Annotated in this window: 10 protein-coding genes, 5 tRNA genes and 1 pseudogene; 14 read left to right on the forward strand and 2 right to left on the reverse strand. The window is 36.2% G+C overall.

Translation table 11 applies throughout. The features are described 5' to 3' along the window. Positions 1–309 precede the first annotated feature (309 nt). From V6255_RS15910 to V6255_RS15920, 3 genes are all read left to right on the forward strand, one after another. Positions 310–1,161: an HAD-IIB family hydrolase gene (locus V6255_RS15910; protein ID WP_341629038.1), complete on the forward strand. Its 852-nt coding sequence runs from the start codon at positions 310–312 to the stop codon at positions 1,159–1,161. 16 nt (positions 1,162–1,177) lie between these two features. Beyond that, entirely contained in the window at positions 1,178–2,401 is a 1,224-nt protein-coding gene (locus tag V6255_RS15915) for a glycosyl transferase (RefSeq protein WP_341629039.1), read from the forward strand. 123 nt (positions 2,402–2,524) lie between these two features. Next, entirely contained in the window at positions 2,525–4,297 is a 1,773-nt protein-coding gene (locus V6255_RS15920) for a sugar phosphorylase (protein ID WP_341629040.1), read from the forward strand. 130 nt (positions 4,298–4,427) lie between these two features. Here V6255_RS15920 and V6255_RS15925 read toward each other — a convergent pair whose 3' ends face one another. Then, positions 4,428–5,411 carry a DUF3014 domain-containing protein gene (locus V6255_RS15925; protein WP_341629041.1) on the reverse strand — a complete coding sequence of 328 codons (984 nt, stop codon included), beginning with the start codon at positions 5,409–5,411 and terminating at the stop codon, positions 4,428–4,430. A gap of 394 nt (positions 5,412–5,805) precedes the next feature. Here V6255_RS15925 and V6255_RS15930 point away from each other — a divergent pair. The 5 genes from V6255_RS15930 to V6255_RS15950 all read left to right on the forward strand — a co-directional run bounded on the left by V6255_RS15930 (position 5,806) and on the right by V6255_RS15950 (position 6,369). Further along, a tRNA-Pro gene (locus V6255_RS15930) sits at positions 5,806–5,882 on the forward strand. A 48-nt stretch (positions 5,883–5,930) separates the two neighbouring features. Further along, a tRNA-Arg gene (locus V6255_RS15935) sits at positions 5,931–6,007 on the forward strand. Between the two features lie 17 nt (positions 6,008–6,024). Continuing rightward, positions 6,025–6,100: transfer RNA gene (locus V6255_RS15940), tRNA-His, on the forward strand. Between the two features lie 47 nt (positions 6,101–6,147). Beyond that, positions 6,148–6,232: transfer RNA gene (locus V6255_RS15945), tRNA-Leu, on the forward strand. Positions 6,233–6,292: 60 nt separating this feature from the next. Continuing rightward, positions 6,293–6,369, forward strand: a tRNA-Pro gene (locus tag V6255_RS15950). Positions 6,370–6,596: 227 nt separating this feature from the next. Here the strand turns inward: V6255_RS15950 and V6255_RS19350 are convergent. Further along, positions 6,597–7,462, reverse strand: a pseudogene (locus V6255_RS19350) (IS30 family transposase). A 199-nt stretch (positions 7,463–7,661) separates the two neighbouring features. On the opposite strand from V6255_RS19350, the gene V6255_RS15960 reads away from it, so the two are divergent. The 6 genes from V6255_RS15960 to V6255_RS15985 are packed head-to-tail and all read left to right on the forward strand — an operon-like array spanning position 7,662 to position 15,398. Beyond that, a complete protein-coding gene (locus V6255_RS15960; RefSeq protein ID WP_341629043.1) occupies positions 7,662–9,311 on the forward strand; it encodes a cyclic peptide export ABC transporter in 1,650 nt (549 codons plus the stop codon). Continuing rightward, a complete protein-coding gene (locus V6255_RS15965) occupies positions 9,311–11,119 on the forward strand; it encodes an extracellular solute-binding protein (RefSeq protein WP_341629044.1) in 1,809 nt (602 codons plus the stop codon). The genes V6255_RS15960 and V6255_RS15965 overlap by 1 nt, the downstream gene beginning before the upstream one ends. 50 nt (positions 11,120–11,169) lie before the next feature. Then, a complete protein-coding gene (locus V6255_RS15970) occupies positions 11,170–12,225 on the forward strand; it encodes an ABC transporter permease subunit (RefSeq protein ID WP_341629045.1) in 1,056 nt (351 codons plus the stop codon). Then, positions 12,222–13,280 (forward strand): ABC transporter permease, encoded by a 1,059-nt coding sequence (locus V6255_RS15975; protein WP_341629046.1) that lies wholly within the window; start codon positions 12,222–12,224, stop codon positions 13,278–13,280. Before V6255_RS15970 ends, V6255_RS15975 begins: the two co-directional genes overlap by 4 nt. Further along, the gene (locus tag V6255_RS15980) at positions 13,273–14,775 is read left to right on the forward strand and encodes an ABC transporter ATP-binding protein (protein WP_341629047.1); all 1,503 of its coding nucleotides are present in this window, start codon (positions 13,273–13,275) and stop codon (positions 14,773–14,775) included. The genes V6255_RS15975 and V6255_RS15980 overlap by 8 nt, the downstream gene beginning before the upstream one ends. 23 nt (positions 14,776–14,798) lie before the next feature. Further along, complete coding sequence (locus V6255_RS15985; protein ID WP_341629048.1) at positions 14,799–15,398, forward strand: nitroreductase; 600 nt, start codon at positions 14,799–14,801, stop codon at positions 15,396–15,398. Positions 15,399–15,555 lie beyond the last annotated feature (157 nt).

The raw sequence follows: 15,555 nt of genomic DNA on the forward strand, positions 1-15,555 counted from the left end.
AAAATGTAGGAAATTAGTACAAATTGTGTAATTTTTGCGTAATTAATGTATTGTAGAAAAACTTACTTTTTGTTTATTAGCTAAATTTATTACACTTAATAAAAATTTAAATAATGTATTTTTTATATTTATTGGTACTAAAACACAGCACGGAATTAATATTAAATTGTAATGAATGATATAACCTTTAGTTTTTTAAATCGTTAAAAACAAAAGTAAATAATTTAAATTTGTACAAAATAGTGTGCTATAAATAGACATAACTAGGTAAAAGAACTCGAAGTATCTCATCAAATAAACGGAATATAGATGAATAAAAAAATATTGGTGTTTACCGATTTAGATGGAACATTATTGGACCATTATACTTATCAAACTGATGACGCAACAGAAATGATAATTAGGTTAAAGCAGAACAACATTGCGATAATACCTAACAGCAGTAAAACACTTCCTGAAATTCAATTAATTCGTCAGCAACTTAACTTAAACTCTCCTTTTATTATTGAAAATGGCGCGGCCATTTACATTCCTGTTAATTACTTTCCAACACAACCAAATGGTACTCACTTAGAAAATGGATTCTGGGTTAAATCTTTTTGTCCAAATAAAGACCATTGGTTAGCTTTATTAAAAAACAACGAAGATTCATTCAAAGAAGCCTTTCAAAGTTTCTCTGATATGTCAGTAGAACAACTAGCTGAACTCACCGGTTTAAGTCTTGAAAATGCAGCATTATCTAAACAACGCCAATACGGGGAACCCTTAAATTGGCTAGGAAACGAAGAGCAGCAAGAACAATTCACTAACATCATGGTTGAGTTAGGAGCAAATGTTTTACAGGGCGGGCGTTTCCTCCACATTAGCGGACACTGTGATAAAGGTCAGGCACAAGCTTGGTTGACTGAACAGTATAAGCAAAATCAAATGTCTATCGATTTAAGTTCTCAACCTAATGAAATTGTGACCATCGCTTTAGGTGATGGTAAGAATGATATTGCGATGCTGGAACAAGCAACTATCGCGGTACAAGTCCGTTCACCAGTCCATGACTTTCCTGAATTAACAAGGAAAGAACATGTTTTTCAAAGCAGCCTATATGGACCAGCTGGTTGGTCGGAATGTTTAAACGAAATTTTATCATCGAAATTAATTTATTGAATCAAGGAGCTTACTAATGGCTGATTTTTATCAAAATGGCATTGTGACTACAATGCATAATTTAAGACAACGCAGTAATGAAAACCTTGAAGAAGAGTTAAAGTCATTTTCAAAAACGCGTCCGATGGGCCTAATTTTACCTTCTCTTTTTTCTGAATTAGAAGGGGATGCCTTCCCAGATATTGTTGACCACCTTAGCGAAGTGCCTTACCTAAGTGAAATCGTTATCGGGTTAGACAGAGCAAGCGAAGAGCAATATCGCCACGCCCTTAAATTCTTCAAAAAATTACCTCAACATCACCGTGTACTCTGGAATGAAGGCCCTCGATTAAAAGCACTTGATGCTAAATTACAAGCATTAGGCGTAGCACCGAAAGAGCTCGGTAAAGGGCGTAATGTTTGGTATTGCATGGGCTATACCTTAGCCTCTGGTAAAACGGAATCAGTGGCATTACATGATTGTGATATCGTCACTTATGATCGTTCATTATTAGCGCGCTTAATTTATCCCGTTGCTAACCCTGGGTTTAACTACGAATTCTGTAAAGGTTTTTACTCTCGTGTCGCTGATGGCAAAATTAATGGCCGCGTATCGCGCTTACTCGTTACTCCGTTGGTTAAAGCACTTAAAAAAACCATAGGACATAACGAATACCTTGAGTTTATCGATAGCTTCCTTTACCCGTTAGCCGGCGAGTTCTCTTTCCGTAAAGATGTATTAACCGACTTACGTATTCCAAGCGATTGGGGATTAGAAATTGGCGTACTGTCTGAAATGCATCGTAACTATGCGAGTAACCGTACTTGTCAGGTAGATATTTCAGATGCTTACGACCATAAACACCAAGATCTATCGTTAGATAATGTCGATGGCGGTTTATCGAAAATGTCGGTTGATATCACTAAGGCATTTATCCGTAAATTAGCGACCCAAGGTGAAACATTCAGCACTGAAAGCATCCGTACATTAAAAGCAACTTATTACCGTATAGCGCTTGATTACTTAGAAATGTATCGTGGTGATGCCATGATGAATGGTCTGAACCTTGATATTCATAATGAAGAAAAAGCCATTGAAATGTTTGCAGAAAACGTCATGACGGCAGGGCAGATCTTCTTAGATAAACCAATGGACACGCCATTTATTCCTTCTTGGAGTCGCGTAATTAGTGCTATGCCAGATGTATTAGAACAACTAAAAGAAGCGGTTGAATTAGACCATCAAGAGTTTAGTGAATAAATACTCATTCTTTTAAAGAATTATCGAGCTATTCGACGAATTGTAAATAATGAATTGTATATAGAAAGTATTGCCAATTATTCAACTGAAAGTGAATGATTGGCAATTAATAAGGGGAATGTTATGGCAGAATTGAATGCCGAAGAAAACGAGTTGTTAGTACTAAAAAATAAATTAATACAACAGCTTAACTTCATTTACAAAGACGTCGACCAAACCATTGATTATGAAGAACTCAGCGACCAGTTAATAAAACTGATGAGACTGGATGAAAACTGCTATACACCTATTGCTTATCAAAACCATTGGTCACAAAAAGATGTCATAATGATCACCTACGGTGACAGCTTACTCAAACCCGATGAAAAGCCATTAGAAACATTAAAGCACTTTCTTGATAATCATATCGGCGATAGCATTAATAGCGTTCATATCCTGCCATTCTTTCCTTATAGCTCAGATGATGGCTTCTCAGTTATCGATTATTCAAGTGTGAATGAATCATTAGGTGGTTGGGACGAGATCCAAAGCATAGCCAAAGACCGTCGACTAATGTCTGATTTGGTCATTAACCATTGTTCTAGCAGAAGTGCTTGGTTTGATAACTTCATTAAAGGCGAAGGTATTGGCTATGACTTTTTCTATACCGCATCACCAGATGATGATTTATCCGATGTGGTTAGACCAAGAACCTCAGACCTATTAAGAGAAACCGATACCGGTAAAGGCACGCAGCATGTTTGGTGTACTTTCAGTCACGACCAAGTCGACTTTGATTTTAGAAACCCAGAAGTATTAAAAAGCTTTGTTTCAATCATTCGTTTATATCTCGACATGGGGGTGAAAATACTGCGATTTGATGCCGTTGCTTTCTTATGGAAAAAACTAAATAGTAGCTCAATCAATTTGCCAGAAACACATGAAGTGGTGCGCTTACTTAGAACATTATTAGAGCATGCTGTTAGTGATGCGGTTATCATCACAGAAACCAATATACCAAATACACAAAACCTCACTTATTTTGGTAATGCCAACGAAGCACATGCCATCTATAACTTTTCATTACCTCCTTTATTAATTAACAGCCTAGTGACGGGTAATTGTTTGTACCTTAAACGTTGGTTAATGAGTATGCCGCCATCGCAAAATGGTACTTTCTACTTTAACTTCATCGCTTCTCATGACGGGATTGGGTTAAGACCAGCAGAAGGGCTGTTAAATGATTACGAGCTAAATAGCTTAGTGGAAGCAATGCAGGAGTTCGGTGGTAAAGTTTCTTGGCGTACCACTGAAACAGGAGAGCCCAAACCTTATGAAATTAATATCGCCTTATATGACGCGTTACAAGGCACAACCAAAGGTAGAGACAGCTTAGGGCTACAACGCTTTATATGTGCACATGCGATCATGTTTGGATTGGAAGGTATTCCAGGTGTTTATATTCATAGTTTATTAGGCACGCAGAATGATTATGAAAAAGTAGCAAACACCCAACAAAACCGTTCTATTAACCGTCATCGTTGGGAGTACCAAGAGCTGCAAAGTAAATTAGCCGACAGTGAGAATCACCATGCGGTTGTACTCAGCTCGCTTAAAGGCTTGCTTGACATACGTATTAAGCAACCCGCTTTCCATCCTAATGCAACCCAGTTTACCTTACATTTAGGTTTACAAATGTTTGGTTTCTGGAGACAGAGCCAAGATAGAAAGCAGAGCATCTTTTGTATTAGCAATATTACTGATCATGAGATGGAATTAGCTATTCATGATTTAAACTTAATCATGACGGATAATTGGATCGAACTAATTTCAGGTATTGAGTTAGATATGCAACAAGAAATGATCACATTAGCGCCTTACCAAACAGTTTGGATAAGCAACGTATTCCATAAATAATCGTTTCTTATTAGATCTTTTATTAGGTTACTTCAATTAGGTTACTTCAGTAAAAAAGCCACTATTAGATATCAACTAATAGTGGCTTTTTTACTGACGGTTTATCAACAGCATTTTATTGCTTAATAATTTAGTCTTCTTGACTTGATAACGCGGGCTCACCAGTCTTTTCTAATGCAGACGATGAATAAACTTCGTCACTTTCCATACTCTGTTTAACTAACTCTGCTTGAATACTTCTTAACTTGTCTTGGACTTTAGTTAAGTTATCAGGCCCTAATCTTAACAATAATTTTTGTGCATCATTTAGTTCCTCTAATGCAGGGTTATTAAATAAATACATAACAGAAGGGGACTTTAAGGTAATCGGCCCATTAATAACCGGCACACTCAATGCCATTTCAATCGCATCATTCAATACCTTGTCAAATTGAGTCCCTTCACGTGAAATCTCAGCATAAGACTCATCAATCAACGGCTTAAATGTTTTATATGCATATACTAACTTTTTACTATCAAGTGAAGCGATGTAATTACTGTAATCGTCGTATCGTTGATAACTGTATATCGAGACATAAATTTTCCCATCGCTTCTTTTTACTTTAAAAGGTTCTTTAGATGGAAACAAAGGACTAAAGCTGGCAATAAAATCACCACGACTAAAATTATCAATAAAAACAACCGTGCTCGCTATTAAACCAGTTTGTAATAAATTACCTGGTACTAATGCCGTTTCACTAAATTCTTCGATACTCGACAGAACAAGATCATCAGATTCTTCTAGTACAGGTAGTGGGTTTTCCTCTTCTTCTATTACTTCAACAACTTCAGCAGGCTGCGCAGTAGATAAAGGCTCAATTATAGGCGTTGGGATAACCTCAACCTTTTCTTCAATAACGTTATTGTCGATAGCTGGTTCATCTACCATCTCGGATTTTTTGAGAAAATCGAAATTAAAATCACTGGCAACGCCTAAACGTTCCATTAGACGATGGTGTGCATTGGGATAGCTGAAATAAAAAATACTATAACCGAACATAGAAACACAAATTACGATGAGAATGATATTAAGCCATGAATAAGGTTTTTCTTTAGGTAAATCGGGATAAGCCATGGACAATTTACTCCTTAATAAAAGTAGTTAACTTGCTGATCTCTTATATTAAATCAACAACTAATTCACTATATCTGAATTGTAGAACAAATTGTGTACATATTTTGTTTAATATAATAAATATCATTTTATTGAACATAGAAATGCGTATTAAAAACAACAAAGAAGAACAAATAATAACGAGATATGAATTAATATTAATCAATGCGACTAATTATTCAGCAAGCAACAAAATATATGTAAATAAAGTTTGACGATGTCCACTCAACTCAGTAATATCTCGCCTCGTTGACAAGCATTAAGTGTTTCAACGTTTCGGTAGTTAACAAGCTTTACGGTTATCTTCCTTGGTTTTAGAATATTTTTAAATTATTCTTTAATAACCTAAAATACTCGGTGATTAGCGCAGCTTGGTAGCGCATCTGGTTTGGGACCAGAGGGTCAGAGGTTCGAATCCTCTATCACCGACCACATTTTGAAAACAATGAGTAATCGTTGTAAGATATAAGTCCAGCTTTTGCGCCCTTAGCTCAGCCGGATAGAGCAACGGCCTTCTAAGCCGTAGGCCACAGGTTCGAATCCTGTAGGGCGTACCATTTTTAAAAGTGCAGTGGCGGATGTAGCTCAGTTGGTAGAGCCCCGGATTGTGATTCCGGTTGTCGCGGGTTCAAACCCCGTCATTCGCCCCATTTTTTAAAAATGATTATAGTTAAAAAGAGTAAAAGTTTAAATAGATGCGGAAGTGGCGGAATTGGTAGACGCGCTAGATTTAGGTTCTAGTATCGTAAGATGTGAGAGTTCAAGTCTCTCTTTCCGCACCATTTAAACAATAATATCAATTAGTTAATTACAATCCCTGACTAATTAGATATTAACAATTTCGGTGATTAGCGCAGCTTGGTAGCGCATCTGGTTTGGGACCAGAGGGTCAGAGGTTCGAATCCTCTATCACCGACCACATTAAGAATAATCCGCTTAGCTAGAAATAGTTAAGCGGATTTTTTCGTTTATGGCTCTGAAGGTACGATATTAGTTGAAAAGATAGCTCAGACACTAAGCTGTCGCTTATTCGCTCCATCTATCACCGACCACATTAAGAAAACCGCTTTATGCTTAAACGCAAAAGCGTTTTTTTTCGTCTTTAATTTGATGATATGGCGGATGCAACCTTGAAATGCATAACCACTAAGAAGCTATAGCTACCATATGCTCAGCCATTAATTTGGCTAGCGTTTTATAATTCAATTTCTTTCTTGGTCTATCATTTAGCTTCACTATTACATCTTCAACTTCTGATTGTGACACATTCTTAAAGTCTGTTGATTTTGGCCAATATTGACGTAATATCCCATTAGTATTTTCGTTCAACCCCGGTTGCCATGAACAGTAAGGGTCTGCAAAATAAACCTCACACTTTAAATACTCAGTCATCACTTCATTATGTGCAAATTCTTTGCCGTTATCAGCTGTGATAGTAAATATCGCTCCTTCAAACGGCTTCAATAAAGCAATTGTCGCTGCTGTTACTGATTTAGCCGATTTATCATCAACACGCATTGATACTGTAAAGCTAGTTTTCCGCTCAACAATAGATAGACGTTCATCGATACTCACTCGGTTTCTGATAAAACCTCTGCCTGCTTGTTTATCCTTGCTACGTGACTGATAAGCTTTACCTTTTCTACGCAAGTGTTGAAATAATTGCCCTCCGTGTCTCTTATCAGACCAAACATAGAGATAGATGGTTTCATGGCTAATAAATATATTGTATTCTTCCTTAGCCAGCCAGATATTTACTCTGGGCTCCAGTCGATATGAATCTTTGAGTCAATTAATGCAACTAGGCTATTCGTCATCTTAATTGCTTTGTGGGAACGTAAACGACGATTATCAGTAAGCGATTGAGCTTTAATTCGATAGTCACGCTTGCCTGTATTGCGGAAAAGCTCTCTACTGATGGTCGATTGGTTGACTTTTAACTGTTGTGCAACTTAATCTTGGCTGAGACCTATTCTCTTTAAAGCATAGGTCAGTTGTTTATATGTTTTCATTGTTGCATCTCTTGCCGGAGAAAAAACGATTAGTAACTATTCAGCTGGCCACTTTTTCTACCTATCCAAGTTATGCACTTACTATTTTAATCTAAGCTTTAATTCAAGTTTATATTATTTTTTAAACAAACAAAAAAATACAACTGATATTGATTCGTGTTATCATTTTTGGAATGTTATTTATATTCTATGACTTACAATGAAATTGATTTTTTCTTTATTAAAAAATAGTCGCCTTAAATTCTTTTTTGCCATTTTTTTGAGTGCCCTCAGTGCGGTAACAGGTGTTGCTGTTATTGCTTTTATTAATGATGTCATTGGTAAGTTGAGTGTTGGCGAAGAACTGTCTTTTTCAATACTTACATTCCTTCTTCTTATTCTTTTCTTATTCTTTTTAACTTTTTTCTCGCAGTCTTTAATCACGGCGTTAGGGCATAAAGTTGTATATGAATTGAGATTAAGCATTAGTCGTCGCTTGATGAATACGTCTGTTGAACGAATCGATCAATTGGGTCAGCCTGTCATCATGGCAACATTAACGAATGATATTGCCGCGATCAGTAAGGCTTTTAATAGCTTACCATTTGTCGTGTTTGGTATTTCAGTCATTTTCTGTAGTTATGGCTACTTACTATGGTTATCAATTCCTTTTTTTATTGCAACAATGATAATGAGTGCGTTTTCAATTTGGATTGGTCGTAAGTTAATGATTATATCTCGCGGCTATAAGAAAAGAGTGAGAGATAACGATGATAGCCTATATGAAAATTATCAAGCAATGCTTCAGGGGCGTAATGAGCTTAAATTAAGCCAAGAACGTAACACTTTTTTTTATCAAGAGCATTTAGAGCCAACAGCTGAATATACGCGTAAGTTAGATACAAAAGCGGATCGTATGATTGTTTTAAATGGAAGTTGGATCAATACATCTGTTTTATTAGTGATTGCTGTTGTCGTATTAATGCACGTTCAATTCTCTATCGGTACTATTGAACAAGTAACAGGTTATGTACTTGCTGTTCTTTTTTTACGATCTCCAATGGCAGGTTTTGTCGGTTCTTTACCTTCTCTTATTCAAGGTGCTATCGCTTTTTCTAAAGTAAAAACATTAGCGCTTGCAGAGGAAGATGAGCATCAAACAAAACAGTTCTCTATAGCAGAAAATTGGCAAGTCTTAAATTTGAAAGGGGTTGAGTATGATTATACTACGCAAAATGACGATATTGGATTTTCCGTTGGCCCTATCGATTTAACTATCAATCAAGGTGAATTAATCTTTTGGGTTGGTGGTAATGGCTGTGGTAAATCAACATGTGCACGTTTATTAGCTGGCCTGTATCAAGCACATCGAGGCACGATTGAGTTTTCAGGTGAAATGATTAATCAAGATAATTTAGGTTGGTATCGTAATCATTTTTCTGTTGTTTTTGCTGACTTCTATCTATTCAAAAACTTGATTAATGAAGAAGGGAAAATACCAGATACGAAGTTGGTCACGCATTATCTTGATAAGTTAGCATTAAATAATAAAGTGACAGTGAAAGAAGGTTTATTAAATACTACTGAACTTTCACAAGGCCAACGTAAGCGTTTGGCGTTGTTACTCGCTTATCTTGAAAATAGAAGCATTATCATTTTAGATGAATGGGCGGCTGATCAAGACCCTGCATTTCGTCGTACTTTTTATACGGAGTTATTACCTGAGCTGCAAGCACGTGGCAAGACGATTATTGCTATCACACATGATGATCATTATTTTCATTTAGCTGATAAAGTATATCGGATAGATGCAGGTAAAATTTTTCAAATTAACAAGCAAAATCAACAATCTACATGGAAAAGTACGTAATGATATTCAAACTTAATTGGACCAAAAAACTAGCATGGATGAGCTTAACAATATTCGTTAATTTTCCTGCATTCGCTACCACTGAAACACATGCAATTAGTTTATATGATCAACCTAAATATAAAGCTGATTTTGAAAATTTTGATTATGCTAACCCAAATGCACCTAAACAAGGTGAATTGGTGATGGTTGAAATGGGTAGTTTTGATTCATTACATCAGTTTATAGATCAAGGCAAAAAAGTCAGAGGATTATTTTGGTTGTATGATCGCCTGACAGTACGAGGCCACGATAAAGATGAGATTAAAGCGCGTTATGGCTGGTTGGCAGAAAAAATGGATATAGCAGATGACTACTCTTCTGTTACTTATCATATTAGAAAAGAAGCTAAATTTAGTGATGGTTACCCTGTGACAGCTGAAGATGTTGCTTACTCAATCGCACTTTATCAAAAAGATGGGTTAAGTAGTTTACAATCCCGTTTTAAATCTCTGAAGTCAGTTGATGTAATTGATACACATACCATCAAGCTCGATTTTGGAGTGGATGGCAGCAAACTACAAATATTAAATTCGGGTAATCTTCCTGTGTTACCCAAACATATTTGGGAAAAACAAGACTTTACGAAGACATCATTAGATGTGCCGATTGGTTCTGGGCCTTATAAAGTTGCTTCAGTTGATCCGGGGCGTAATATTACTTATCAATTACGTGATGATTACTGGGGTAAATCACTTGCTGTTAATAAAGGTAAATACAATTTTAAGAAAATTAAAGTCGAATACTTTCGTGACAAAGCAGCGGCTATCCAAGCATTAAAGTCAGACAGTGTTAATTATATTACAGAGACGGATATTTTACGCTGGAATAAATTATATCAAGGCAGCGAATTTAATTTAGGTACAGTCATCAAGGATAAAATTGATTATGATGCCCCTTCGTTTGTTGCTGCGATGGCATTTAATTTACGTTTAAATAAATTCAAAGATATTCGCACAAGAGAAGCACTGGTCACTGCATTTGATTTTGAGTGGCTAAATAAACAAGCTTTTAAACAACAATATACTCGAGCGACAAGTCTGTTTAATAATAGTTTTTTAGCCTCTCAAAAAAAGATAGGTAAAGAAGAGCGTGCAATACTGACCCCATTTTTAGATAAATTGCCGCCTGGTATCATGAGTAAACCATTTTTATTACCTACAACTGATGGCTCAGGTCGTAATCGTGATAATTTAATTAAAGCACAAACATTATTGAAAGCGTCTGGATGGATGATTAAAAATAATAAGCTTACTAATATAACATCAGGTGAAGTCATGAGCCTTCACTTCTTATTGCCTTCAGCAGCAATGAAACCTGCGATTGGTGGTTATTTACAAAGCCTAAAAAAATTAGGTATTCAAACAACCGTCGCTGTAAAAACAGGAACTGAATATTATAAATTGTTGTTACAACGTAAGTTTGATATGACGCCAATTCAATATAAAGTGCGTATTCCGCCTAACACTGAATTACGCTCGTCACTTAAGTCTGAGTTTGCAGAGGTTGTATCAAGTTATAATTTGAGTGGTATTACTGATCCCGTTGTAGATGAATTGGTAGAGGGGTTAATTAATGCAACTTCATACGTAGAAACTAAAGCTTATGGGCAAGCATTAGACAGAGTTTTAAAATGGAATTATTATTCTTTACCACTTTGGGCACGTAACTTTCAGCTTGTCGCTCATCAAGCATATATTCAAAAACCTGAACAAGCACCAAAGTATGGATATGAAGTCGAATTTTGGTGGGATAATCGTGAACAATAAACTTAAGCCATTATATTAAATGGCTACATTAATAATGATGTTGAATAACAATGTTTAGTCTCTATGTATTACGTCGGTTAGCACTTTTGCTACCGACTTTTTTTATCGTGTTATCACTTAACTTTTTCCTATTACAGCTGTTGCCAGGCGGTCCTGTTGAATCTGCTTTAGCAACATTAAAAGGTATAGAAAGCTCTGCTTCAGAGTTATTTGAAGGTATTGAAGAAACAGATGATTATCAAGAAATTGATGAACAACTCGAAGCTAAAATAGCGAAAGAGTATGGTTTTGATAAACCCGTTTTTCAACGTTATAAAGAGACTTTACTACGCTATGCTGCTTTTGACTTAGGCAAAAGTTATTTCAGTGGGTTGTCGGTAAGTGAATTAATTATTTCCAAGTTACCTGTATCTTTATCGTTAGGGTTTTGGACATTATTATTGACTTATTTAATTGCTATTCCATTAGGAATTGCGAAGGCGACGAGTAAAGGCGGCATGTTAGATTCTATCTCTAGTCTATTTTTATTTATTGCCTATGCTATTCCAACCTTTATTATCGCGATTGTTTTTATGATGCTTTTTGCTGGAGGAGGCTTTCTAGCTTTATTTCCTCTTCGCGGTCTTGCTTCACCTGATTATGAAACTTTATCCGGATTAGGTAAGTTTTTTGATTACTTCTGGCATTTGTTTTTACCTGTTTTAGCTTGTGTTGCCAGTGGGTTAGCATCATTGACCGTATTAACACGGAATTCAGTTGTTGATCAATTTTCTCAACAATATGTTGAAACAGCAGTTTGTATGGGTGAGGATCGTTATCAAGTCGTATTAAGACATATATTGCCTAATAGTTTACTCATTATTATTGCGCGACTACCTTCAGATTTATTGTCTATTTTTATTGGTGGTACTTTATTAGTAGAGATTGTTTTTTCTTTGGATGGAGTAGCCCTCTTAGGCTTTGAAGCACTTTTACAGCGAGATTATCCGGTAGTACTTGGTATCTTGTATTGCTACATCCTACTTGGTTTAGTATTGAATTTAATAGGTGATTTACTATATCGCCTGATTGATCCTCGTGTGAATTTTTCTGAGGTATCTGCATGATTAAAAAGATAGCCTCTAAGCGTTATAACGCTCAAAAGATGGTAAAAGAAACAAAAAAGAATACACGTAATAAAATATTAATAAGAGGTAAGGTCGCTGCTTATATATTAGCATTTATCTTTGTAGTTTGTTTATTTGCAGAAGTGTTAGCTAATGACAAGCCTTTGATAATTAAATTTAAAGGTGACTTGTATTTTCCTATTGTACAAACTTATTCAGAGATTACTTTTGGAGGTGACTTTGAAGCGGAAGCTGATTATACCGCCCCGTACTTGTTGGATAAAATAGCATTAAATGGTTGGGCGGTTTGGCCAGTAGTTAGATACCATTACGATACTATTAATTATGATTTAACATACCCATATCCACCAAGTCGCGACAATTTATTAGGGCTTGATGATCAAGGTAGAGATGTACTGAGTCGATTGATTTATGGTCTACGTATTAGCCTTATTTTTGCATCGTCGTTAACGTTTATCATCGCATTATTAGCATTAACTGCTGGTGTTGTTCAGGGGTTTTTAGGTGGATGGGTTGATTTAATTGGGCAACGCCTTAGTGAAATTTGGGCTGCGATTCCAGTGATGTTTGTTGTGATGATTGTGGCCAGCCTTGCAGCCCCTAGTTTTTTTACTTTAACGTTGGTTTTAGCATCATTTGGTTGGCACTATTTAGCACAACTTGTAAGAGCAGAAGTATTAAAAACGCGTCAATTAGAATATGTTCAATCGGCTTTAATACTTGGAGTGTCAGATTGGCGCATAATGTGGCGTCATATTATGCCTAATGCTTTGATTACTACCTTGAGTAGTTTACCTTTTATTTTCTCAGGTGCCTTAGGGGCATTAGTGACACTTGACTTTTTAGGGTTTGGTTTACCTGCTGGTTATCCTTCTTTAGGTGAAATAGTGGCTCAAGCAAAAAATAATTTACATGCTCCTTGGTTAGGGCTTGTTGGTTGTGGAGCTATTTTCACAGTGATTACGCTTGTTGTTTTAATTGGAGAGGGTCTGCAAGAATGGCTAAGTCCATCAAAGGATAATCATAATGCTTAGTGTTCGTCATGTGAGTTTATCTATCAATCAAACTTGTCTTTTAGATGATATTAGTTTTAACGTAGAAGCGGGAGAAACACTTGCGATAGTTGGAGAGAGTGGAGCGGGAAAAACATTATTATCTAAACTGTTATTAGGTCTCGAACCAAGGGGAAGTACTGTTCAAGGGGTTATTCAAGTTGCAGGAAAAAATACGCGGGATTTTTCTGAAACAGAATGGTTTAGCGTCCGAGGGAAAGAGATTGGAATGGTCTCTCAAGAACCTTTTTCAGCGCTTAATCCAGTTAAAAGTGTAGCATGGCACCTTAAGCGCATTTTATTTATTCATCGACATCATAGTGAAAAATCAATATTAACCCTTAACGAGAGAGTAACCTTATTACTCGAACAAGTAGATTTACCCGCGAGTTTTAAATCTCGTTATCCCCATCAATTATCTGGCGGACAAAGACAAAGATTACTGATAGCGATAGCGATAGCCAACAAGCCGAAATTATTAGTTGCAGATGAACCTTCTACAGCACTTGACCCAAATGTTAGACAACAAATTTTAACGCTATTAAAAACTATTCAACAGCAAACTAATATGGCTATTGTACTCATTTCTCATGATTTAAATTTAGTTAAACAAGTTGCGAATACTGTTGCTGTTTTTAAAGAAGGGTGCTTAATAGAAATTCAAAAAACAGCTGATTTATTTAATAAACCTATTGAAGAATACACTCGCTCTTTAATGAAAGTAATGACTTTTACGCGTCCAAAACCGATACATAGTGATGTTAACCTTAATGTAAAGGATTTGAGCGTTGTGCTTAAAACTACATGGTGGTGGCAGACTCCTCATTATCTACTCTCTGGTATCAGCTTTTCATTAAAAAAAGGGGAGAGTTTAGGGTTAATAGGTCAGAGTGGATCGGGTAAGTCGACACTCGCAAAAAGTTTATTACGCCTTATACCAGCAAAAGGTAAAGTAATATTTGATAGTCATGAATGGCTTAACGAGAAGCGATCTTCATTAAGATTATCTCGCTACAAGATGCAGTTTGTTTTTCAAGATAACGAATCAAATTTAAATCCTAGAATGAAAATTGCTCAATCTCTTTCTGAAGGCCCACAGGCTCAAGGAAGAGTGGATAATTTAAGTGAACGAATTACACAAGTATTAATTGATGTTGACTTACCATTAGAGGTGTTATCACGTTATCCTCATCAACTTTCTGGTGGGCAACGTCAACGAATTATGATTGCTCGTGCATTAATCTTAGAGTCGAAACTCCTCATATTAGATGAGCCGACGACAGCCCTTGATCAGAAAAATCGTTATCGCATAATTGTATTATTGAAAAAAATTCAGGCTCAACGTCAAGTAAGTCTCATTTTGATCACCCATGATTGGGAACTACTAACCGCTTTGTGCCATCAAGTAATGACCTTAGATAAAGGGAAACTGAGCTCATATCAATCTGTCGATACTTGGCTTGCCCACAAAGAATAAGAATAAATAATAAGAGAGTTATTATGAATCCACTAACACCATTACTCGACCGTCGTTCATATAGTTATTCTAAATTAACATATCCAGGCCCCTCAGAAGAAGAGTTAAAGCAATTGTTTGATCTCGTAATGACAACACCAGATCATGGTAACTTGAAACCATGGCGATTTGTTGTTGCACGTGGTGAAGAAAAAATGAATAAATTAGCAGAAGTCACGCTTGCTATGTATAAACGTCAATCTCCTAACGGTGAACTTAAAGATGAAGCGTATCGTGCTGTGGAATATCTCAAAAAATTACCGATGATGCTTTTCGTGATGACTGATGTTGATCCTGATCATAAGGTATCTTTATGGGACCAATATTTATCTGCAGGAGCGGCGACACAAAACATTATGAATGGATTACATCTACAAGGATATGGAGGACTATGGTATACCTTTTTAGCCAATGATGAGGTCAAGCCATTACTTGGCTTAAAAGCAGAAGATCAAGTTGCAGCCGCGATAGCAATTGGTACCCCTAAACCTGAATTTGTTAAAAAAATAAAACGCCAATCTCCTAATGAATATTGTTTTGAGTGGGAAGGGCTAGGTGTGCCCCCTACAAAGCTTTTCTCTTAATTATATTTTATTTACAACGAGCTTATACATTAGCTGACAATTTAAATATTGATGAAATTAAACGTTGTCATTCTTTTCGTTATGAAAGAGAACAATGTCGATTTATACCATTCCGCCTAATTAGTTGATCAGATTCATCCAATCCCTAGTGCACATT

It is taken from the genome of Psychromonas arctica, from assembly GCF_038155225.1.
Classification (GTDB): Bacteria; Pseudomonadota; Gammaproteobacteria; order Enterobacterales; family Psychromonadaceae; genus Psychromonas; species Psychromonas arctica_B.

Bases quoted from the DNA above. Each gene is read 5' to 3' on its own strand.
- V6255_RS15920 (WP_341629040.1), top strand. From the start codon at position 2,525: ATGGCAGAATTGAATGCCGAAGAAAACGAGTTGTTAGTACTAAAAAAT.
- V6255_RS15980 (WP_341629047.1), top strand. From the start codon at position 13,273: ATGCTTAGTGTTCGTCATGTGAGTTTATCTATCAATCAAACTTGTCTT.
- V6255_RS15970 (WP_341629045.1), top strand. From the start codon at position 11,170: ATGTTTAGTCTCTATGTATTACGTCGGTTAGCACTTTTGCTACCGACT.
- V6255_RS15985 (WP_341629048.1), top strand. From the start codon at position 14,799: ATGAATCCACTAACACCATTACTCGACCGTCGTTCATATAGTTATTCT.
- V6255_RS15965 (WP_341629044.1), top strand. From the start codon at position 9,311: ATGATATTCAAACTTAATTGGACCAAAAAACTAGCATGGATGAGCTTA.
- V6255_RS15960 (WP_341629043.1), top strand. From the start codon at position 7,662: ATGAAATTGATTTTTTCTTTATTAAAAAATAGTCGCCTTAAATTCTTT.
- V6255_RS15915 (WP_341629039.1), top strand. From the start codon at position 1,178: ATGGCTGATTTTTATCAAAATGGCATTGTGACTACAATGCATAATTTA.
- V6255_RS15975 (WP_341629046.1), top strand. From the start codon at position 12,222: ATGATTAAAAAGATAGCCTCTAAGCGTTATAACGCTCAAAAGATGGTA.
- V6255_RS15925 (WP_341629041.1), bottom strand. From the start codon at position 5,411: ATGGCTTATCCCGATTTACCTAAAGAAAAACCTTATTCATGGCTTAAT.
- V6255_RS15910 (WP_341629038.1), top strand. From the start codon at position 310: ATGAATAAAAAAATATTGGTGTTTACCGATTTAGATGGAACATTATTG.